Genomic DNA, 19,048 nt, shown 5'->3' with positions numbered 1-19,048 from the left:
AGGCACACAGTATTCTGTTTGGGATTTAGTTCCTTGACCCTCACCTTGACAAAAAGGGATAAGTGAACCTATGAAAAAAATTAGAATAGGAATGTTTTCCTGGGAAAGTTTGTATTCCATACGTGTTGGGGGAATTGCCCCCCATGTATCCGAACTTTCAGAAGCTCTTGCAGCTGAGGGACACGAAGTTCACCTTTTTACACGGGGCCACGAAAATAATGATGAGATAATTACTGGCGTCCACTATCACAGAGTTACCTGTGATCAAATTGGGGGGATAGTGGAACAGATGAACCTGATGTGCGAAAATATGTACAATCGGTTCCTGAATGTAAGAGAGAAAGCAGGTGAATTTGACGTCTTGCATGGGCACGACTGGCATCCTGTAAATGTTCTCTGCAGAATAAAAGCCGAGTTCGGGCTGCCCTTTGTTCTGACTTTTCACAGCACTGAATGGGGACGTAATGGAAATCGTTATGGAGACTGGTGGGAGGCAAAGGAAATCTCGCATAGGGAATGGCTCGGAGGGTACGAATGCTCCGATGTGATCATTACTTCGACAATATTAAAAAAAGAAATTCAGCAAATTTACAAAATTCCCGATTACAAACTCTGGAAAATTCCTAACGGCATAAATGTGGGAAAGATTAAAAGAGAAGTCGATCCAGGGAATATAAAAAAGCATTATGGCATTCATCCGTGTCTTCCAGTTGTGCTTTTTACTGGAAGGATGGCATATCAGAAAGGGCCTGACCTGCTAATAGAAGCTGCGGCAAGGGTTCTGAAGAAAAAGAATGCACAGTTTGTACTCATAGGAGAAGGAGAAATGCGCGCCCATTGTGAGTATCAAGCTCATAAACTTGGGATCGGTAATTCCTGTAACTTTCTTGGGTATGCCCCGGATAATACTGTGATAGACTGGTTTAATGCCTGTGACCTTGTCTGCATTCCTAGTAGGAACGAGCCTTTCGGAATTGTCGTACTTGAAGCCTGGGATGCAAGTAAACCGATAGTCGCAAGTGATGCAGTCGCCCTTGTGGAAAACTTCAAAACAGGTATTATTGCTTATAAAGAACCCTCTTCTATTGCCTGGGGTCTAAATTATATCCTTGAAGGGCTTGGTCGTAACAGGATGGGAGAAAAAGGGAACGATCTTCTTAAACAGAAATACAACTGGAAAACCATAGCGGAAAAAACGTTGGAAGTATATGAGAAATTGGTTGAAAAGCACAAATCCAGTTTTTGAAACTCAAGAAGCTGATGTTTCTCTTAGAGCCCATCCAGAAAGTCAAAAATGAGTAAATGACTAAATGAACTCAGAAAATGTTTAAATAATTAAAAGGGGGGGGAAGTAGTTGATTCGACTGAAAAGGATTTATGAACAGCCATCAGACCAGGACGGATTCAGGGTACTTGTCGATAGGCTTTGGCCTAGGGGGCTTCGAAAAGATGAAGTCAGGATTGATCTGTGGTTAAAGGAGATAGCTCCTAGGGACGAGCTTAGAAAACTGTTTTCACATAATCCTGAGAAATGGGAAGAGTTCAGGAAATGCTATCTTGAAGAACTGGAGCTAAAAGAAGAGTATGTACAGAAACTCATAGATAAAGCGAAAGAAACTGACCTGACCCTACTCTACGCCGCAAAAAATGAAGATTTTAATAACGCCGTAGTTTTAAAGGAGTATCTGAACTCCAAATTAAAGAGACCATGATCGCGAAAAATTGGATAGTACAAAAAATGTGTATCGATCCCCCTATATTATCAATAAACCAAGGATAAACATAGATGAGCGCAGATCAGAATCCGTGCTTTACGTTTAAAAGTACACCCAAAAAGCCAAATAATGGCTGTATTTTCAGCCATACTTCTTGAAATTTAATCCTTAGTTGGCAAGTTATAGAAGAAGAAATCCAACGGGAAAAGTTAGATCGTATCTCCTCAAAAACCTTAGTTGCGGCAATTAAGATCTCTTCCCTTAGGTATTAATGAGCACGAATTGTTCAAATGAGCACGAATTGTTCAGAGGAATCTCCATCTTTTCTTTTATCTTTAGACATATAATTTACCTCAAATCAGTCAACCATAGCTTTGACTAAAGCATCTCGAACGTCCGAGTAAAACTGAATATCAATCTTAGTTGCCATATCATCAGATAGGTCGAAAAGCTGACGGCGACAAGAAACGGGCATAAGAAGGGCAGTTGCACCTTTTTCAACAGCAATTTCTGCAATAGTCACGGGATTATGAATAGGCTCAATGGAACCACCCAAAGCAATTTCGCCAACTATGATCAAACCACCACGAACACTCCTCCTTAATAATGAAGTACAGAGGGCAACTAAAGAGGGCATTCCGAGCTTTGCTCCAGACTTTGAGACATCAAAAGCTCGTAACTGGACTGTAAATTCATGATGGCGAGGATCTTTGTCTCCTACAAGTTGCATAAACCTAGAATAGAGATTCTGTTCAGCATAGTTCACACTCTCACGGAAAGCCTGTGGAACCGGTTTATTTAGAATTTTCACACCTGATCCAGGGCCTTCATTTACTTCGATACGGTATAGTCCAGGATGTTCGTCTATACTGCCAGGGCTAATGGCCCAAACCTGTCCGGGTTCCAAAGGATCTCCTCCGATGCTGTTTTCACTCTGAAGCTCAGGTGTAGAGACGAACTTTTCTATTCCATCTTCTCCCATAACATAGCTGAAATGGGTATTCCGAAACTCTGCTGCACCGATTCTCTTTTGTTGTTCCTTAACACGGCGTCTTGCTTCCATAGCAATCCGGACAGCCCATTCAAGTTCCTCCTCTGGAATTTCTGTGGTATCTCCGGGATAGAGCAGTTTCAAAAGCCCGCTAACAGTCTTGTTTACCGCGTTTGTATCCCGGCCGCTGAGCGCACCTCCGTAAAAAACACGGTTCTGGAGCAGAGAAACTCGGCTCTGATTGCGAAGCTGACTCCAGCACTCCGAAAGGAAATCACTGACTAGGCCAAAGTGATCAGTGAGTAATTCTTTGTTGATCTTGGGAACATCCCACCCTGGAAGATAAGCATGAATACGATCCATGAAAGCAGTGTCATCTCGGATTTCCGGAGGCATGGGGCCGAAGAGATGGCTAACACGTTGTTGATGCTCAACATCTACCTCAAAATTACCTACCAAGACCATGCTTCCATCGGCACGGATACTCTCTTTGCCCCGGCTGAACTCACCGGATTCCATGTATCCTTTCATGATATTGACACCATCCTTCTGATCGAAGCTGATGCCAGAAATTTCATCAAAGCAAACTACATCATACTGACAGACAAGTCCACGCTGACCGGTGGAGTTATTTACAAACATCCTTGCTACTGTAGCTTTTCCGCCGGAGATTAGATGAGCATAAGGTGAAATCTGCTGGAAGAGATGACTTTTTCCGGTACCGCGAGGCCCTAACTCCACAAGATTATAGTTGCGTTCTACGAAAGGCACCATCCTTAGAAGGAATGCGTTCTTTACTCTTTCAGAAAGAGTAGTTGGTTCGATGCCTATACTTCGAAGTAGAAAAGCCTTCCATTCTTCGGTAGTAAATTTTTTCCTGGCCTCTGCCATAACATTCAGTACATCTCTCTTAGATAGCTGGATCTCCCTAAGGCTTTCAATTCCAAAAGGTCGTCCCTTGCTTTCCTGGGCAATGGCTGCATCATAATTGAGAGAAATTTCAGCGTAGAACCCTCCAGTCAACATTCTTTCGTGCTCATTTACCAGTTCAGAGCTGATTCTAACATCTGTTAACTGAAGGCTAGGTAATGTTGCTACATAGGAGTCTGTTTTAGCATCAAGGCGGGCAGTAATGAGATCTATAATCTTCACTTCACCGTTTTCCCTTGCTCTGGATTTAAAAAGTTCTTCTTCTCCTGCCTTTACGGTGCGAGAATTTAACTGCCGCTGGACGATTTCAAGTCCTTCCTCTATCTCATCATTATCTATACTTGCGCAGTAACGTCCCAGAAGGAACTCTACAACGTAGGTAGGTACTGGAAATTGACGACTGAAAGTCCGAACAAGATCTTTCCTGACCAGATATCCATCAAGAGACGAGGCAGCCAGCCTGTCTATCTGATCCAATTCACTCATTCTTTACCTCCACCGATGACTGTATCAGTTTGGGCCACAAGCTGACCATTAGAATTAAGCAGAACGATAGTTGCACTGACCCCTTCCAATTCTTCATTTTCAACAACTACAGAAGCTGTTCCGTTATCTTTCAACGGGTTTACTTTCACAACCACACTGGAAAATGGATCTCCTGGTTGAGTGCGAATATCAAGTGATAAACCGGAGAATTCTCCATCAACAGCAATGGTACACCTCAGCCCCTTCCAAACTATATCCGTAAGTTCCACGGAAACAGCTGAAACCTTCGAGATTCCAGACGAAACGTTTAGTTCCAGTGTTAGGCACTCTTGGAGGCTCAAACCACCATGAGCATATTCCATACCATTACGGAAACAACTAATACCATCTGCTAACGCAAAATACTGATTTGTGTTCCAGTACCACGGATAGAGTCGCTCACTTGTATTGGCGCCGGGTTTAATAGAGGAACAGCGACCCCATTTGCTATCTGCCAACACACTTGATAAATCGGTTTTCGGCAATCCACCTGGCAATAGAAGCCATCCATGATCAGTGACTATATGGACACTCTTCCACCCAGCTTTAAGAAGACGAATTACCCTGTCCTGAATCTCGCTCAACGTGCTCTCAAGATGCTTGGAGAGTTTCCATCCCCTGTCATGACCGTCGTGGTCAATGTTGCCGAATTCACACCAGGCACGACCATTTACATTGCCACTCGATGAGCGTTCTAAAATCTCCCATCCTCCATCAATTAGCAACTTTTTCAGATGGTAACCACCTTTAAGGGACTGACCAGTTTCAGCAACAACGGGCTCAAAGTCAGTGCTGGAATCTTCACCTTTTATCTTATCTCTCACAGGGGTCACTGCAGGTTTACCCGTCGCTGTAATGCTGGGAAGAGCTGACCACACTGTTTTTTCTTCTACCTTATATTCTCTTGAAGCAAGCATTTCCACAAGCCTTTTAGCGGTATCAAATCGAAGTCCGTCTACAAACAGGACGCATTCTCCATCTTTGTACTGAAGTGTTTTGCAGATGGATGCACTACCACCCGGATACCCTGATTTTTCCACAATCTTCTGCAGGTATCTGGCGGATTCTTCAGCCCAAGTGATATAAATAGACTGAATTGCTTTTTTGATCGCCTCAAAGTCTTCTTCATTTTCCACACATGCAAGAGCCTTCATCACGGCATCGTCAGCTCTCCAACCGGCATTCGTGTAACCAGCCATGAGGTCATCAACGGAACCTGCAGCCAGAGCGGTAGTCGTGGTAGAGGCAAGAACAGAAAGGTGTTCCATAGCACGTGCAAGAGGAGCTTCACCCAACTCCGCCCATACCATACTGCGTCTTGACTTATGCTGGGTTTCAAGTTCTGTAAGCTTTTTACGGGCTTCATGAGATGGCATGCTCTCTAGAGCACTCAAATCTGTGCGAAGCTTATTCTCCTGGGTTTCATTCCACTGTGGCCAGCCATCAAATTTGCCTCCCCCTAGGTGCCATTGGATTGTCCCATTGGGTGGTTTGCATTTGCGTATTTGGGCAGGGATACTAGGATATCGTTTTGGAGCTTCTCGGTATCTATCCCAAACAGGATTCCAGGATCCTTCATGACAAGCCAGTTTTGTCGCTCCAACAATAACTCCATCTTTTTCCGGATCAAAAGAGAACTGAGACTTGCAAAGTTCCACGAAAGCTTTCCATTCGTTTTCGTCATGTTCAGCACGGAAGGTATCCCCATGATCAAGCCATTGAAGCAAGTCACGGACAGGGTCGCCCCCAGTAAGTAGAGTATTAAAGTAGTCCTTGTCTAGCCGTTTACCTTTGAGGAGCTCTATCTCTTCATCCAGCAGAGGGCAAAGAGCCATTTGCATGGCATTCTTGGTGTCGTTGTCCAGAGCGACATCCAGGCCCATGCCCCCCTGGTCAGATTTGAGGAAAGCGAGGATAGTCCAATCCTTGGCATTGACCTGCGACCAGATCACTCCAAGGTACTGGAGTGAAACCAGAGGCTTTAGCTGGTCAGGACAGCTTTCCACAGCCCGTAAGTCCTGGCGGCTGAAGCCCGGAAGGTAGAAAATAGGTGTCCTGTCACTCGGCAGATCAACATCATCAACTTTACCTGCAACTACACAGCGCAGCCAGATCGCCGGCCCTGATCGTTTTTCTGGATCGTAGTCACCAAGGACAAAGAGCTCAGGCAGCTCATTCTGCAGGTTAGAAATTACAGCCTCCCATTGCCTGTCGCTGTCCGGCCATAAAATGCAGGCAGGAGCTACCTGCACATCCGAATTGTAAACTGCAGCCTGACGAATTTTTTTGATAAAATGTTCTATGAAACGCATTTATTCCTTCTCCTTCAGGGCAAAAAGGTTTAGCGTCTCTTCAACGAGCCTGGAAGTTCTTGAATCGATGCTTTCGATGTTCCATTTGTCAGTTTTCACGAGATCTTCATTCAGATAGAGGCTGTTTAGGTATCCAATATAGCGCCCTTGTTTATCTTTCCTGTCTCTTTTTTCTTCAAAACTTTTGTTCCCTAGATTGCTATTATACCCTGAAATGGTCAGATTTCCGAGACGATCGACATATTTTGCCTGCAACTCTTTAGCTCTTATTTTATTCCCCTCAGCAATCATATCTATCCACGGCTGAGGAATGTTTTCACCTTGGGGGAATATGTGTTCTATAGTCCAAACGTATCTTTTTCCTTCCATTGCCCAAAGATCCACCATGCTCTCTCGTGTCTTGGCTTTTTCTTCCAATGCGCAAAGGATGAAACGAACAGCTTCGGAGTTTTCTGAATAAACCGGCCCTTCAAGAAGTCTACGAAATACCTCATCATTAGCGGAAACAGCTACAAGCTCCTTTTCAACTATCCTAACAATTTCATCGCCTTTCAGCCCATCTATTTTGTTAATAAGATTCATGAAGAGGCGGGTTAGATCTCTTGTAGGAGGAGTGTCTGTAAGGTTCCTTCTCACAAAGAAACGGACAAGCAATTGGATAATTTTGTTTAGGTGCATTTCGTCAAGAAGGTAGCGTTCCTTTTTGAGCAAAACGAATAAAAGAAATAGATACGAAGGAGCACCCTGGATGCGTTCAAGGTCTTTTAATGGCCTGGAAAGAGAAGCATACAATTCTTCCTGTTTTGGATTAAGTATAAAAGAATAACATTTACCAGCCTGCAGAATCTCTTCAAAAAAGCCGTTTGCATCATTCACGATTAGTTTTTCATAAATCTTAATGAGGTTTGAACGTGTAGCTACTGAAGCATTCTGGACATCTTTGATAATTGGCTTGAATTCGTTATTGAATGCATTGTAGTACTGTCTGAAAAACCGTTCCTGAACTGTATAATCGTCTCCCAGGTAATTCAAAAGATAGTTCCAGTTATTGAAATGCTGGTCAATGTGTCCAGGATCTATCTGCTCCAATTTAGCTAATAACTTATTTTTAATGAGATCAATAGGTGTTAGTGGCACACCTCTGTTATTCAACGATTCAAACAGTATATAAGCGTCCGAGTGACTTTCTACTTCAATTTTTACCAATGTTGCCAGACTTACTCTTTCCCCAAATCCCATAATAGCTGCCAGTTCTTCCTCTGAGTGGCCAGCGAGAGCATTTATTCTCTCCTGGAAATACCGATAAGCCTTGAAGATCCTCCGGTTTCCAGCATTGGGAGGAATATTAAAGGATTTGACGACTCCAGCTTCATTTAGAACAGAAAGATAATCCTCTTTGTTATGGTTCTGAACCTGAGGCATCACACGTATCTGGTCTGCGTCCTTCTTGAGAACCAGCTTTCTTTTTAGATTGAGTAAGTCTGTTTGTTGATCCTCAGTAAGCAGATCCTTATGTGACTTCAGGCATGAGTAAATGGCAGCAAAAAGCAACGACAGAGTAGTCATCCGCTGCTGACCGTCCACTACTTCAAGCTGCTGAACTGAGAGAGCGTCAGTACTTTGATTGATACAAATGATGGAACCGAGGAAGTAACCATTGTCATTTTCAAGGATGTCATCAAAGAGTTTTTCCCATTCCCATTTCCCCCATGTATATTCCCGCTGGTACCGAGGAACGGTATATACAACATTAGCTTCAATATCGAAAAGTTGAGAAATAGGGTAATTATTTACGGATTTAATCATTTTGCAGCCACCCTTGCCTCCTTCTTTTGTTTCAGGCTCAGATTGTGATCATTGATGCGGTCACCTTTTTTGCCTCCATATTCAAGACCAAGGTTATACCAAGGAGCTGATCCAACATCTGTTCCCCTATCCTTGTTCCAGTTGATATTAGGCTTGTCCCGGAGAACACCTGCACCTTTCTTGCTCACATCAGGTACACTCATGAATGGTCGGATGTTGAGACGTACTCCATCATTGAGGTCGGGATCCCAACCAACAGGCTGCTTTTCAATGGGTTTCCAGCGGACAAAAATATCGTAAGGAGCTTCACCCTCAAGGATAAGTTCAAGTTTTTTCTTCAGGCTCTCAGCTGCATCAAGCTTTTCCTGTGAACCATCAACACCATTTGCTTTATCCTGCTTCTGGCGGCTGATCCAATCTCCTAAATAAGTGTAAATCAGTGTCTCAAGCAGCTTTTTATCCAATTTATGATAGTTAACTAAAGCTGCAAAACCGTCTCTCAGGCCGTCCCATATATGCCAAATAAATGGCCGATGTTGGAAAATCTTGCAATGTTGAGTAAAGAATTTCTCACGCAGCCAGGTTTCCAATGGTTTACCCGCATGATCTGCTTGTTTTAGCAATTCTGAGAGCTTGTCATTGTTCCATGAATCACCATATGCAGCAGCCAGTAGGTTAAGGAGCTGATCGGCTGCAGAGGCTTCTCCCCTAACTGGAGGTATGCAAACGATGCCATCTTCATCAGCATAGGAAATCAACTCGTCGCATTTTTTCACCCAATCTCGCGCTTCATCGGAGAGTTCCATCTCAGGGTCTTGCTCAGCGGGCCATCGATAGCCAAGTAGACGGGCCACAGCAACTTGTAAGGATTCGTCACTTTTTTTTGGATGCCCGTGGAAAATCCATTGGGTCGGATCTTCAGAATAAGGTTTAGGCAAGCCTTCAGGGTATTTTTCAGTAGCGTCTTTAATCCAATATTCAAGGTCAAAGGGAACTTTAACAAGGGTAGCGTTTGTGACATTTAACTTCTGATCAATTGAACGAATACTCTCACTGTACTCCTTAGAAGAGCAAAAGCACCAAATTGGCAATAAATAAGATTGATCTATCGGTAAGATAACAGCACAGTTGGTATCAAACTTCTCCCCAGAATAAATAGCACATGGAAGCGAGCCAATTTGCTTAATCAATACACCGTACTTACCCCATGCCTCTTTTCCTCTTAAATATGCAGTTCCATTATTTAGCGCAGCTCTAAAATCATCATTCATCCACAACAGAAGACTTTTACCACCATAGTATGCAATAGATGAAATTGTACTCTGCCAAAAGTGCCATTCATCTGAAATCTTATTTAGCTCCCAAAAATTTCGACCATAATGAGGTAAATCAGCGGGAGAAATACCCTGCAATCCTTTTGCATATTTTTCAAGAAGTGGTATTTCAGCAGATTCTTCAAAAATCAGCCTAGCATCTGGATTCTTAAGCTGCTTTGCTTGTACTATTCTCTTGATCTCCCCATACCGCAATTTTTCTGCCTTTTCTAAGGGCTGATAGGGTTCAGCAGCATCGATTCCGGAAATTACGGAGGCAATACTATCATCTCGGCTGATGCTAATGAGTATGGCCTTAACCACTTCACCTGAGATCGTTTCAAAGGCTCCAGATCCTAAACGAGCAATAAGATTCCAATTGTAGTTTCTAAGAAGTTTCTCTCGAAACTTTCTGTAAGTAGTGAGGAAGAGCCAATTCTGAGGAAGAACAACAGAGACATTACCACCCTTGGTGCAATATTTAAGACAGCGGTCTAAAAATGCAGTTTCTAATGCAGTCTTTCCTTCTGGATAGTATTTCTCAAAGTGATCTTTAACCAAAGAAACCATTTCTGCTGTCTTCTTATATGGTACATTAGTAATAATCCAGTGATACTTTTCAGCCATTAAAATGGTTGCTTTCGAGAGTCCTTGAGCAACCACGCCCATTTCTATTTTTTCTTCATCTTTCTCATTGGAAAGGACTCTTGCCAGGAGTGGTGCAATATCTTCCCACTCTACTCCAATCAAATTGCCCTTAGAAAAACTTATTCCAGGAGTTATCAGGCTACCCAGAACCGGAGCTTGAATAAACTGCTCATACAGTGTATCCAAAGCAACCTTCAGATTTGCATCATCACCAGCAAGTGTCAGCCAGTCTTCTTTTTTTGCGCTTATAGATAGCCCTGAACAGGCAATTTGTATTTCTGGCAAAATTCGATACCCACCAGCATTGGGATAACGCCAAGCAGTAAAAGCAACAGCAAAGGCTGCTAGCTCCACGCAGCGTCTGTCAATTTCCAGACCATGCAGATTATCGCACAAAACTGCATCTACTGCTTCCCTTGCAGTAAGTCCTTCCATTTCCATGCGCATTGGCACTAGCATAAGGAAAGCGGCTGTAAGAAAATGTCCAGATCCACCGCAGGGATCGAGAGTCTTAAGTTCGCTCAGATGTTCTGGCCAACCGTCAAAAGTTCCAGCAGCTGGTGTCCATACACCGTCATCAGTTTTAATGAAACGAAGATATTCTAACGGCACACCTGGAAGTGATGCTCTTTCTCGAAGTTCTTCTTCACTGGCTACAGTTTTAAGATCCTCCTCGGTCAATCGATGTGCTGCCCACCACGCTCCTAGCGAATTATCTAAAAGGAAGTTAACCATATAAGACTCTGTGAAGAGCTGTGTGACAGCAGGCAGTTCCCTAGCGCCAATTTTCACCTCGGAGTCATTAACTTCTTCTTTTTTCTTAGCTTGCCAAAACTGGTAAACCCAGCCAAGGGAGTCGGAAGCAGTGAATACCTCTGAAGGCAAATCTGCTAATAATTTTTCAAGCTTCTGCTGATGTTCTGGTGGCAATATGAGCTGAAATACAGGTGAATCGGGTCTGAAGATCTGTGGTAGCATTCGGGCAGCGTAACGGGAAGCTACTTCCCAGCCATTCTTTGCACCTTCATCGAACGCCATGTCTTCACATTCTTCGAGAGTCACAGCAACAGGATCAACTGGATCTGGATACATGAGCAGATTATTCTCTGCAAGAAAACGGGCAAATAACATACGGTGCCAGTGTTCGTATGCTACTTCTTCGACGAGTCGGTCGATTTCCTGAGTTCCGGTTTCAGGTTTACGCTGATCCCCAAGCTGTCGGCCATGAGCACGGAGTTTACGGCGAAGTTCTTTCTGATCTTCAGAAAGGTAGGCAAAAGGAGAAGCTTCACCAACGCCAAGCTGTTCCAATGATGTCCGAGTCGCTGCCTCAGCAGTATCCCTGGCTTCCTTCACCGTTTTTTCGAGTTTATTTCTCAATGTTTTTTCAAGAGGCTTCATTCTCAAATCCTCCGAATTAATTACCTAATTACAACTGGGCCCTTACTCAGGGCTGTCTTAATCTGTTCTTTTACGTCCTGAACCCAGGCATCAATATCATCTTCTGTTTTGAAGGTGCGGCGTGGGAGATCGATTGTCTGGGTTTTCGGTTCAAGGGATTTGGCTGCCAGTTCCCGTGCTTTGGAAAAACGGTTGCTCAGGGCATCAATCCGGTCGCTCCATGAATTAATCGGATACTTTTTCAGTGCCTTCAAAAGTTCATCATGTGTACCAACAGTAATTTCCGGGACATCTGTAATGTCACACTTAATGAGCACTTGCTCGCGTTCATCTTTTGAAAGTTCCTTCCATGAGGAATCTGCTTCCAGTTGTTGTTTCTGTTTTTCCAGTTCATCGACATAACGCTTTTGTTGAGCCGTCAGCTCCTTGCGTAAAACATCTTCAAGAGACTTAACAAGAGGTTGAATCAGGTCTGGGTCAGTCAGTAACAGGCGTTGATGTTCGATGGTTTCAGCCTGCTGGCGTGCTTCCTGTACAGCTTTCATTTCTCCTGCATGCCTAAGTAATTCCTGAAGACTTGTCCAGGAAGGCCAGCGCCCCTCTATACGCTCAGCCAAATTGTTCCAATAATCGATAGCCTGTGTGAGTTCATCTTTACGATTATAGAGAGAAAGAAGTTGTTCGTTTCCGACTTCTAGGCGAATTTCTTCCAATGATGAGATATTTGGCAGCTCCGGCTTAGGAGCTTCACCTCCAGCACGATGGGCTAATCCCTTCATTTTCTGAAGAAATTCAGGTATAACTGCTAGTTCTTCTCCTTGTTTGAACTGGCAACCCAGCTTTTGAAGGAGTTTGCGTACCTGAAGCCTCTGTGGAGTTGTTACCGTGGAAGATTCTACTTTGAACATAACTTTGCCTATGGCTTTTCGTTCCAGTTCCTTGGGATCAATACTTTGCCTGTGTTCGTCCTGTGCCCGTATGAGACCTGCTACTAGAAGCACCTGGAGTCCACCATCTATGGCATCTCCAGACCATCCGAAATTTTCATTTTCAAAATGGCTGCGGATCTCTGAACCTTTCTTGCCCCCTGCAATAAATCCCAGAATATTTTTGCATACCGGGTTTGTAGCTGGTTCACCTTCATAACCTACTGCTTTGAGGGCATCAGGAGAACCTTTTTTGGCATTGGAGTATACTTTTTCCCACCCATTATGATCAGCGACATGGAACTGGGGGTACAGTCGCTGGAGAGAGTTTCCAGCAGCTTCAAGTATCATATCCTGCAAGTTATTTCCAAGAATTTCGTTTCCACCCGCCTGAAATACACGGGCTCCAGAAAAAGCTTCATTCAGCAATTCGTTAATCTGACCTTCAGCGCTCTGCTTTGTTGTTTCCATAGCAGCACGAGCTTCGGTTCCTTCGGGCGTATTGGGTACACCCTTCTTATCTAAAGTAGCACTGGCAGCCTTGTAATCGATGAGATGGTGACGCAAATCATCAGCTGAACGTTTAGGGATGAAAACAAAAACAGTTGGAGATTGGTTTCCAGCTTGCAACGCATCCACTCTAATAGATTTTTCATCTATACTCCAACCATCTCGGATCCAGACACAGATTTTCTTGTTACTGTCCGAAGGCAACTGTGCATCAAAGATTGAATAAACGTCACGTGAGACCTTAGAGACACCCTGTTTTAGAGAAATCTTTTTTACAGTATCACCGAACTTGCGGCGAATACGATCATCGCGTTCAGTATCGATGCGATGAGCTTCATTAGCTAGTTGATTCCGCTGACTGAAGAATTCATCGTTCCAGGCGGCACTTTCCTCGGTCTGGATACGATACTCATCTCCTACTCTCATTAGCAGCTCGCAGTTGTCCAGAAGACTTGGGAGCTTACTCCTCAAGTAACTGCTACCCTGAGATAGATCTTCCACCATCAAATCTGCAAGAGTGTCAACAGTCACCTTGATTCCAATTTCGTTATTACTTCCGGCAAGCCTATTGATAAGGAACACTAGGCCACAGGCCCTGGCCATAAGCCGTTCATCTTCGGAGCCCTTAATCCAGCTCATTGTTTTCTCATGCACCTTCCTGGGGATAACACGAGATTGAAGCAATTTATCTGCAGAATCAAAATAGAGATAATCTGCCGTGACAACGTGTCCCAGAGGATCATCGAGCTTGGTCTGAATTACTTTATGGGCCATGCTGAGCTGGTTACGAAGCTGGCTATCCGTACCTGTTTGGTCGAGCACTCTCAAGGTGTTTTCCCAGAAACGGCGGCGAACCGGAAGGATTGGATAGTCCTGGGAAAAATATTGAATATCCTCCTGTCGGTGCCCAATAGTCGTTCCTGCAAGATGCCTGGAGATTTCTCCCAGATTGGTTTGCATCACCTGCTCAATAGTAGAAATGGCTTGGGGTTTTTTAGCCAAAATAACCTTGCGGATGACAGCGTCTACATCGGAATCTGAAAGCTCAACACGAACTGTAAACCTGCCTTCCAGCTTTTTCAGGTTTGACGTTCCGGTTACTGCTGTTTGCCCAGTCCCGATGAACAGGAGCTTGCCACCAATGTTCTTACAGCAGGCTTCCACAGCTTCCTGGACATCCATAGAACGCTGACTGCTTTCGCCTATATACTGCTGAACCTCGTCAAGTACAATAAGAGTAAGCGGGAACTTCCCCTCATTTGTCAGAGCTTGACGGATAGCTTTGATCATATCGTCGCTACTGATGTCCTTGACATAAGGAAAAAGATTCTTGAGAATTTCTGCGCAGGTCTCAGTTGATGCAAATAAATTGGGCTTGGCTTGGATGAGTGCAGCATGAAGACCTTCAGCCACATATAAATTGTCCAGTTCCTCATCCCAATCGTACCCATTTTGCTCCACATAGCCACGTACAGTCTCATAGATCTCTTCGTTCTTCAACCACATCACAAAACGGGCCACTGGATACTGCTCTGGAAGATCAACCGACTTAAAGATGATGCGGAGAAGTGCCAGTCGGACGCTCTCACTTGAACCTGCTCCCAACGTACCGGAAGCTGCATGAAGTCCACCGTACCGCTTTGCCTGGGTACTGAGTTCTCTTAGCAGGTCATTTATGTTCTTTGGGAGACTGGCGATGCTGCGTGCAGTAGCTCCATCATCAAAGGTCACATCTACCCACAGAGAGCGAAGCATTTTCACCAGGTGAGACTTTCCTGATCCATAGAAGCCACTGACCCAAACTCCTGGTTGCTGCGCTTCACTGATATTTCGGAGGTAAGTTTCCAGAATGTGTTCCAAGCCCTTCTGATATTGTCCGTCACAAACAAAGGTATCCAGCTCGTAACGAAGAACCTTCATCGCCTGGAGAGTCTTATCGTCATTTACGTAAGCTACACCCTCGTTTACAAGCTTTATACTGGCCGGATCTTTCTGGTATATTTCTCTATTTTTCATCTAAAATGCCTCTGAGGACTTCCATAAACTCTTTACTTGTTCAATAATTTAATGATGGGAATAGAAAAACTAAAATTTTTAACACGAAATATTATTGGAAAACTCTAACGATTCCTTTTTTTAAACTCCTCTGTCTGCAGTAATTGGCACTGCAAGATAGTTCCACCCGTCATACCCATCGAGTAGACGGTAATTGTTGTTTTCGTAGCTCCCTGGGAAGAAAACCAACAGCCTACCTTCAACAAGTGGAGCTAGCTCTTCTACCACATCTTTTACCTTTAAAAAATCGAAAAGTGAACCAACACCCATTAAAGCTACTACTGATTCTTCGGTGACCGAATTAACCTCAAGGAACTTCTCAAACTCCTGCTTGATATAGGCAAGATATCGATGCATCAGTCCATTGAGAAGATGGGGCTGCTGAAAGTATTTTTTTGCATAACGTTGTTTAGCAAGCCAATCGGCAAACGTGTCTGTTAGATCAAACAAAGCCCATCCATGACCGAAATCACGGGTAGCAATTTGAAATTCATCAATTCCTGCCCTTAGGCGGAGTTCATCACTTTCGTTATAAACACAGAAGATGACACGCTGAGCTGCAGCCGCATCTCTCCTCCATGGAATTGCGATATAACTTCGGTATGATTGTACAAGTCGCTTAATTTTGCTCACGAATCCACTCCCTTTCCTGTTCTGTAAGAAGATTTGGGAATAAAACTTCCATAACATCTCCTATCCGCTTGAAAACGATCCATCCACGACGAGAGGCTTCTTCAGCCAGCTCGATGGAACGGTCTATGGAGCAATCAAGAAGACAGGCATACTCTGTCCTGAATAGCTCTTCTCCTCGAACTCCAGTTAGATATCCAAGAAATAGAGCGTAAGAAACAGATCCTGGAGTTGCATTGGCTCTTGAGCGTACCTTCTTTGCTCTTCCTATAAGATGACCGGATTTTGTCCATGTGGAATTAAGGTTCTGAGCCAGCGATTTCAGAGTCGCTTTGCTGAAGCGATCAGGAAATTTTTTTTCAATATATACTTCCAAGGTTTCACGATTGACTATTTCTCCTTCCTTATACTGCATAATGAAAGGAGCACTCATCCTAAGAAGCGCATCCCGTGAGTATGCACATATTAAAGCCAGAAGGGGTTGACCATCAGTATCTCGCTCCCAGAAATACTTCATAGCTCGAAAAATAGTAATTGATGGGTCGAGTGAATATAGTTCTACAAGGTGTTCCGCTGTTAGCTTTTTGGTTCTTCCAGAGCGCTTACCTAAGCAGTTGTCTTCCTCGATGGCCCTGAGATAATCAGTTTTAGAAGCATCTGGACTGTTAACATATGATAGTAAGAGTTTTAGATCTTCCAGCATCATTGTACGGGCGGTATGTACACCACCTTTTTTGAAATAGAATCCAAAGCGAGATAAAGTGTTAATTTTCAATTTATTCATATTTACACAAACTTTGTTGTTTTTAACTTGATGAAATCATTGATCCTCTTAATAAGTACATTTCCATTGTCAAAGACGTTGTACGAGGGCGCATTTTCTATGATCAATTTCTACCTGATTTTAATTCCAAAACGCTAGCATAAATATTTCTTTATATACCCTGGATTTATTATAAATTGGATTAATATACTATAAATAGTATTCATTTGAAAATGAATATGCACATTATGACCTTGTCTCCATATTTAGAAGTTCTGATTTTGCTTTGAGCAGAATCAGGTTGGGATGTCAGTTATTGAAAACCAGAATCAATATAAACTCTAACTACTTTTATCAAATATGGCGATAATGCTCGTTTTTCAGAATGATCCATGAAAAGCGTGTATATCCTGCCTCAAAAATTCAAGGAAAAATCAAAGGTTTGTGTCTTTCCCTTCTGAAATATCAATCATCCTAAAGGGATTTTTGCCAGGATTATCCGGCTCATTCCCCTCTTATACTGCTAATTGATACCTTTGAATCTCAATCATAGTTTTGAGCCAGTTGTTCAGAAACTCATTAAGCTCTTTCTTGAGTTTTGGATAATATTTCCCAGTCTCTGGATATACTTCTTGATAGATCCCCATGTAATCATTTCTAAATGTGAGAGCTTCAGCCATTTTTAGATCAGGATAAATTCTTACTTCCATATCAGGGTCAGCCATTACATCCCCGTTTTGCTTCCCGTTGTGTGCCAGTGCGATTGTATCATATGTGAGCTTATCCACATTTAGAGACATTAAACCGGAGCTTACAAACTTCATATAGTCAGCCTGTGTTTTTCCGGATTCGTCAATAATTCCCATCTGCTGAAGTCTTGCGAAAATCATCTCATAAACAGTTCTTCTCATATTCATTCACCTTTTCCCGAGCACAACATAAAAAGGATCAAAAGGCCTGATTAGAAAGGCCTCAGAAACATTGGGTCGATGTATTCAAGTGCTCCGTCCCCTTCAAAAATAACCTCTATTTCTTCTCTACCGATTCCAACAATAGTACCTTTCCATTTCTGGTTTTCGTATCTGACAGCCATCCCAATTTTAAGGTCTTGAATTCTCATTTGTTGCGCTCCTTTTATGTTACTACAATAAAGTAATTGGGCTTAAAGTATATAAACTTTATTCCTTTGAGTAGAGCATAGGTCAAAACATAAATAGGAGACAAAGGAAGCATTTGGAATATAGGGTTATGGTAGATTAAATCAGTTTCTTAGTCATAAACCATATATACTTTAAGCCCAATTTTAGTATTGAATAAGAAAGACCAGATAAGATAAAAGGAGTAGTAGAATGATTCAGAGAAAAGGAAGAGCAACAAAATGGCAGAAAATTCAGAAAGCACTCGAAAGAGCAACAACAATATCCGAGGCTTACTTAATTCTTGAGCCTTTCAACCTGACAAATGAGGAAGCTTGCAGGATAGCACAACAATGGCAGATAGGAAAGCAGATTCTTGCAAGGCACGGGGTGATCTAAATGATCTCCTTTCTCTGTACGAGGGGAAGAGAACGCACCTGCGAAAGAAAGAAAATAAGTCGATTACTTCCCTTTTGGCGTCATAAAGTTTATAAAGTTTAAGTCTACTATATAAAGAATATGACTGGAGAATCTAATAGACCGTCTAATACTGTACCCATGAAAATAATGTGCAGTATGGTGCTGATCCCTAATAGACATGATGAAGTAGAATATTTCAAAGTGGATTCTAAGGGATACCCTATGCCTAAAAAAACAGCATACGCAAACAAGGAAGTAACTATTATAGTCGGACACAAGGAACGAAATAACCTTATGGTTACGCCTGATGACCGTGTATTTACTGGCGTTTTTGGGAATAATGGGCGCCTGTCTTCTGTGGGCAAGGAATTAGAGGGCCAGGAACTCACAGTAATTGTACACATCCCCGAATAAACATATTTTCTTACTGCTTCTCCATTTTCTCTTATGATCTAATCTCTTGATTTCATCTGTGAACTTACACCTTATCTAAGCCTTTACAAGAAGCTTTTAATAAAGGCAATGTGGATTTGTCCAGCCATGCACTGAACGCCTTGCAGGCAGGCTAATAATAAGCCCAGTCTCATCTCTGAGAGATCAGGGAGTCTGTGTGCAACATGCGACATATTCAGCGGCTCTGTGTTGATCTCTATATGCAGTGATGAGAGAATGTAGAAAAGACAAATCTTCTATTCTCCTGCGCTCTCTGTAGCTGTGAAGGGGGAGGGAGTGGCTCCAAAGTTCAATCAGTTTCGAAAATCCTCTCCTCAAAGTTCCTGAGTCAAATACTTTGCGAACATTATCTTCTCCAGGAAAACAGGCAGGTACGGAGCTCCGAATTAGTCGTTGCGAAAACATTGTCCCTGCAAGATGCAACATGTCTACTACAAGTGCAACAAACAGAGTAATAGGCCAAACTTCAAACGGAAAGCGGTATTTCTAAATTTTTGTGCGTTGTGGATACTGA

At 43.0% G+C, this 19,048-nt stretch carries 14 protein-coding genes; 5 read left to right on the top strand and 9 right to left on the bottom strand.

Going from position 1 to position 19,048, the window contains the following annotated elements; all coding sequences use genetic code 11:
* Positions 1 to 70 precede the first annotated feature (70 nt).
* Positions 71 to 1,246 carry a glycosyltransferase family 4 protein gene (locus tag FXW07_RS12055; RefSeq protein WP_048118471.1) on the top strand — a complete coding sequence of 392 codons (1,176 nt, stop codon included), beginning with the start codon at positions 71 to 73 and terminating at the stop codon, positions 1,244 to 1,246.
* Positions 1,247 to 1,355: 109 nt separating this feature from the next.
* Positions 1,356 to 1,712, top strand: a complete 357-nt coding sequence (locus FXW07_RS12050) for a DUF488 family protein (RefSeq protein WP_048118469.1) — start codon at positions 1,356 to 1,358, stop codon at positions 1,710 to 1,712.
* Between the two features lie 361 nt (positions 1,713 to 2,073).
* On the opposite strand, the gene brxL is transcribed toward FXW07_RS12050, so the two are convergent.
* The 9 genes from brxL to FXW07_RS12005 form a co-directional block, all read right to left on the bottom strand.
* Positions 2,074 to 4,122: a protease Lon-related BREX system protein BrxL gene (gene brxL, locus FXW07_RS12045; RefSeq protein WP_229395644.1), complete on the bottom strand. Its 2,049-nt coding sequence runs from the start codon at positions 4,120 to 4,122 to the stop codon at positions 2,074 to 2,076.
* Entirely contained in the window at positions 4,119 to 6,473 is a 2,355-nt protein-coding gene (pglZ, locus tag FXW07_RS12040) for a BREX-1 system phosphatase PglZ type B (protein ID WP_229395643.1), read from the bottom strand. The genes brxL and pglZ overlap by 4 nt, the downstream gene beginning before the upstream one ends.
* Positions 6,474 to 8,279: a DUF262 domain-containing protein gene (locus FXW07_RS12035; RefSeq protein WP_229395642.1), complete on the bottom strand. Its 1,806-nt coding sequence runs from the start codon at positions 8,277 to 8,279 to the stop codon at positions 6,474 to 6,476.
* The gene (locus FXW07_RS12030) at positions 8,276 to 11,641 is read right to left on the bottom strand and encodes an N-6 DNA methylase (protein WP_229395641.1); all 3,366 of its coding nucleotides are present in this window, start codon (positions 11,639 to 11,641) and stop codon (positions 8,276 to 8,278) included. The genes FXW07_RS12035 and FXW07_RS12030 overlap by 4 nt, the downstream gene beginning before the upstream one ends.
* Positions 11,642 to 11,661: 20 nt before the next feature.
* Positions 11,662 to 15,093 (bottom strand): BREX system P-loop protein BrxC, encoded by a 3,432-nt coding sequence (gene brxC, locus FXW07_RS12025; RefSeq protein ID WP_229395640.1) that lies wholly within the window; start codon positions 15,091 to 15,093, stop codon positions 11,662 to 11,664.
* A 120-nt stretch (positions 15,094 to 15,213) separates the two neighbouring features.
* Positions 15,214 to 15,765: a BREX protein BrxB domain-containing protein gene (locus tag FXW07_RS12020; RefSeq protein WP_229395639.1), complete on the bottom strand. Its 552-nt coding sequence runs from the start codon at positions 15,763 to 15,765 to the stop codon at positions 15,214 to 15,216.
* Complete coding sequence (locus FXW07_RS12015) at positions 15,752 to 16,546, bottom strand: hypothetical protein (RefSeq protein ID WP_229395638.1); 795 nt, start codon at positions 16,544 to 16,546, stop codon at positions 15,752 to 15,754. The genes FXW07_RS12020 and FXW07_RS12015 overlap by 14 nt, the downstream gene beginning before the upstream one ends.
* A gap of 494 nt (positions 16,547 to 17,040) precedes the next feature.
* Complete coding sequence (locus FXW07_RS12010; RefSeq protein WP_229395637.1) at positions 17,041 to 17,436, bottom strand: DUF1249 domain-containing protein; 396 nt, start codon at positions 17,434 to 17,436, stop codon at positions 17,041 to 17,043.
* 50 nt (positions 17,437 to 17,486) lie between these two features.
* Positions 17,487 to 17,645, bottom strand: coding sequence for a hypothetical protein (locus FXW07_RS12005; RefSeq protein ID WP_229395636.1), 159 nt, complete (start codon positions 17,643 to 17,645; stop codon positions 17,487 to 17,489).
* Between the two features lie 229 nt (positions 17,646 to 17,874).
* Between FXW07_RS12005 and FXW07_RS12000 the strand changes: the two genes are divergently transcribed.
* The 3 genes from FXW07_RS12000 (at position 17,875) to FXW07_RS11990 (ending at position 19,024) form a co-directional block, all read left to right on the top strand.
* Complete coding sequence (locus FXW07_RS12000) at positions 17,875 to 18,060, top strand: hypothetical protein (protein WP_229395635.1); 186 nt, start codon at positions 17,875 to 17,877, stop codon at positions 18,058 to 18,060.
* A 120-nt stretch (positions 18,061 to 18,180) separates the two neighbouring features.
* On the top strand, positions 18,181 to 18,495 hold the full coding sequence (locus FXW07_RS11995) for a hypothetical protein (protein WP_229395634.1): 315 nt from the start codon (positions 18,181 to 18,183) through the stop codon (positions 18,493 to 18,495).
* A gap of 376 nt (positions 18,496 to 18,871) precedes the next feature.
* Positions 18,872 to 19,024 (top strand): hypothetical protein, encoded by a 153-nt coding sequence (locus tag FXW07_RS11990; RefSeq protein WP_229395633.1) that lies wholly within the window; start codon positions 18,872 to 18,874, stop codon positions 19,022 to 19,024.
* Positions 19,025 to 19,048 lie beyond the last annotated feature (24 nt).

The organism is Methanosarcina sp. DH1 (assembly GCF_020804205.1).
In the GTDB taxonomy this organism is placed as follows: domain Archaea; phylum Halobacteriota; class Methanosarcinia; order Methanosarcinales; family Methanosarcinaceae; genus Methanosarcina; species Methanosarcina vacuolata.
This window is presented reverse-complemented; position numbering and strand designations above follow the sequence as displayed.

Bases quoted from the DNA above. Each gene is read 5' to 3' on its own strand.
- FXW07_RS12055 (WP_048118471.1), top strand. From the start codon at position 71: ATGAAAAAAATTAGAATAGGAATGTTTTCCTGGGAAAGTTTGTATTCC.
- brxL (WP_229395644.1), bottom strand. From the start codon at position 4,122: ATGAGTGAATTGGATCAGATAGACAGGCTGGCTGCCTCGTCTCTTGAT.
- pglZ (WP_229395643.1), bottom strand. From the start codon at position 6,473: ATGCGTTTCATAGAACATTTTATCAAAAAAATTCGTCAGGCTGCAGTT.
- FXW07_RS12035 (WP_229395642.1), bottom strand. From the start codon at position 8,279: ATGATTAAATCCGTAAATAATTACCCTATTTCTCAACTTTTCGATATT.
- FXW07_RS12030 (WP_229395641.1), bottom strand. From the start codon at position 11,641: ATGAAGCCTCTTGAAAAAACATTGAGAAATAAACTCGAAAAAACGGTG.
- brxC (WP_229395640.1), bottom strand. From the start codon at position 15,093: ATGAAAAATAGAGAAATATACCAGAAAGATCCGGCCAGTATAAAGCTT.
- FXW07_RS12015 (WP_229395638.1), bottom strand. From the start codon at position 16,546: ATGAATAAATTGAAAATTAACACTTTATCTCGCTTTGGATTCTATTTC.
- FXW07_RS12010 (WP_229395637.1), bottom strand. From the start codon at position 17,436: ATGAGAAGAACTGTTTATGAGATGATTTTCGCAAGACTTCAGCAGATG.
- FXW07_RS12005 (WP_229395636.1), bottom strand. From the start codon at position 17,645: ATGAGAATTCAAGACCTTAAAATTGGGATGGCTGTCAGATACGAAAAC.
- FXW07_RS12000 (WP_229395635.1), top strand. From the start codon at position 17,875: ATGATTCAGAGAAAAGGAAGAGCAACAAAATGGCAGAAAATTCAGAAA.
- FXW07_RS11995 (WP_229395634.1), top strand. From the start codon at position 18,181: ATGACTGGAGAATCTAATAGACCGTCTAATACTGTACCCATGAAAATA.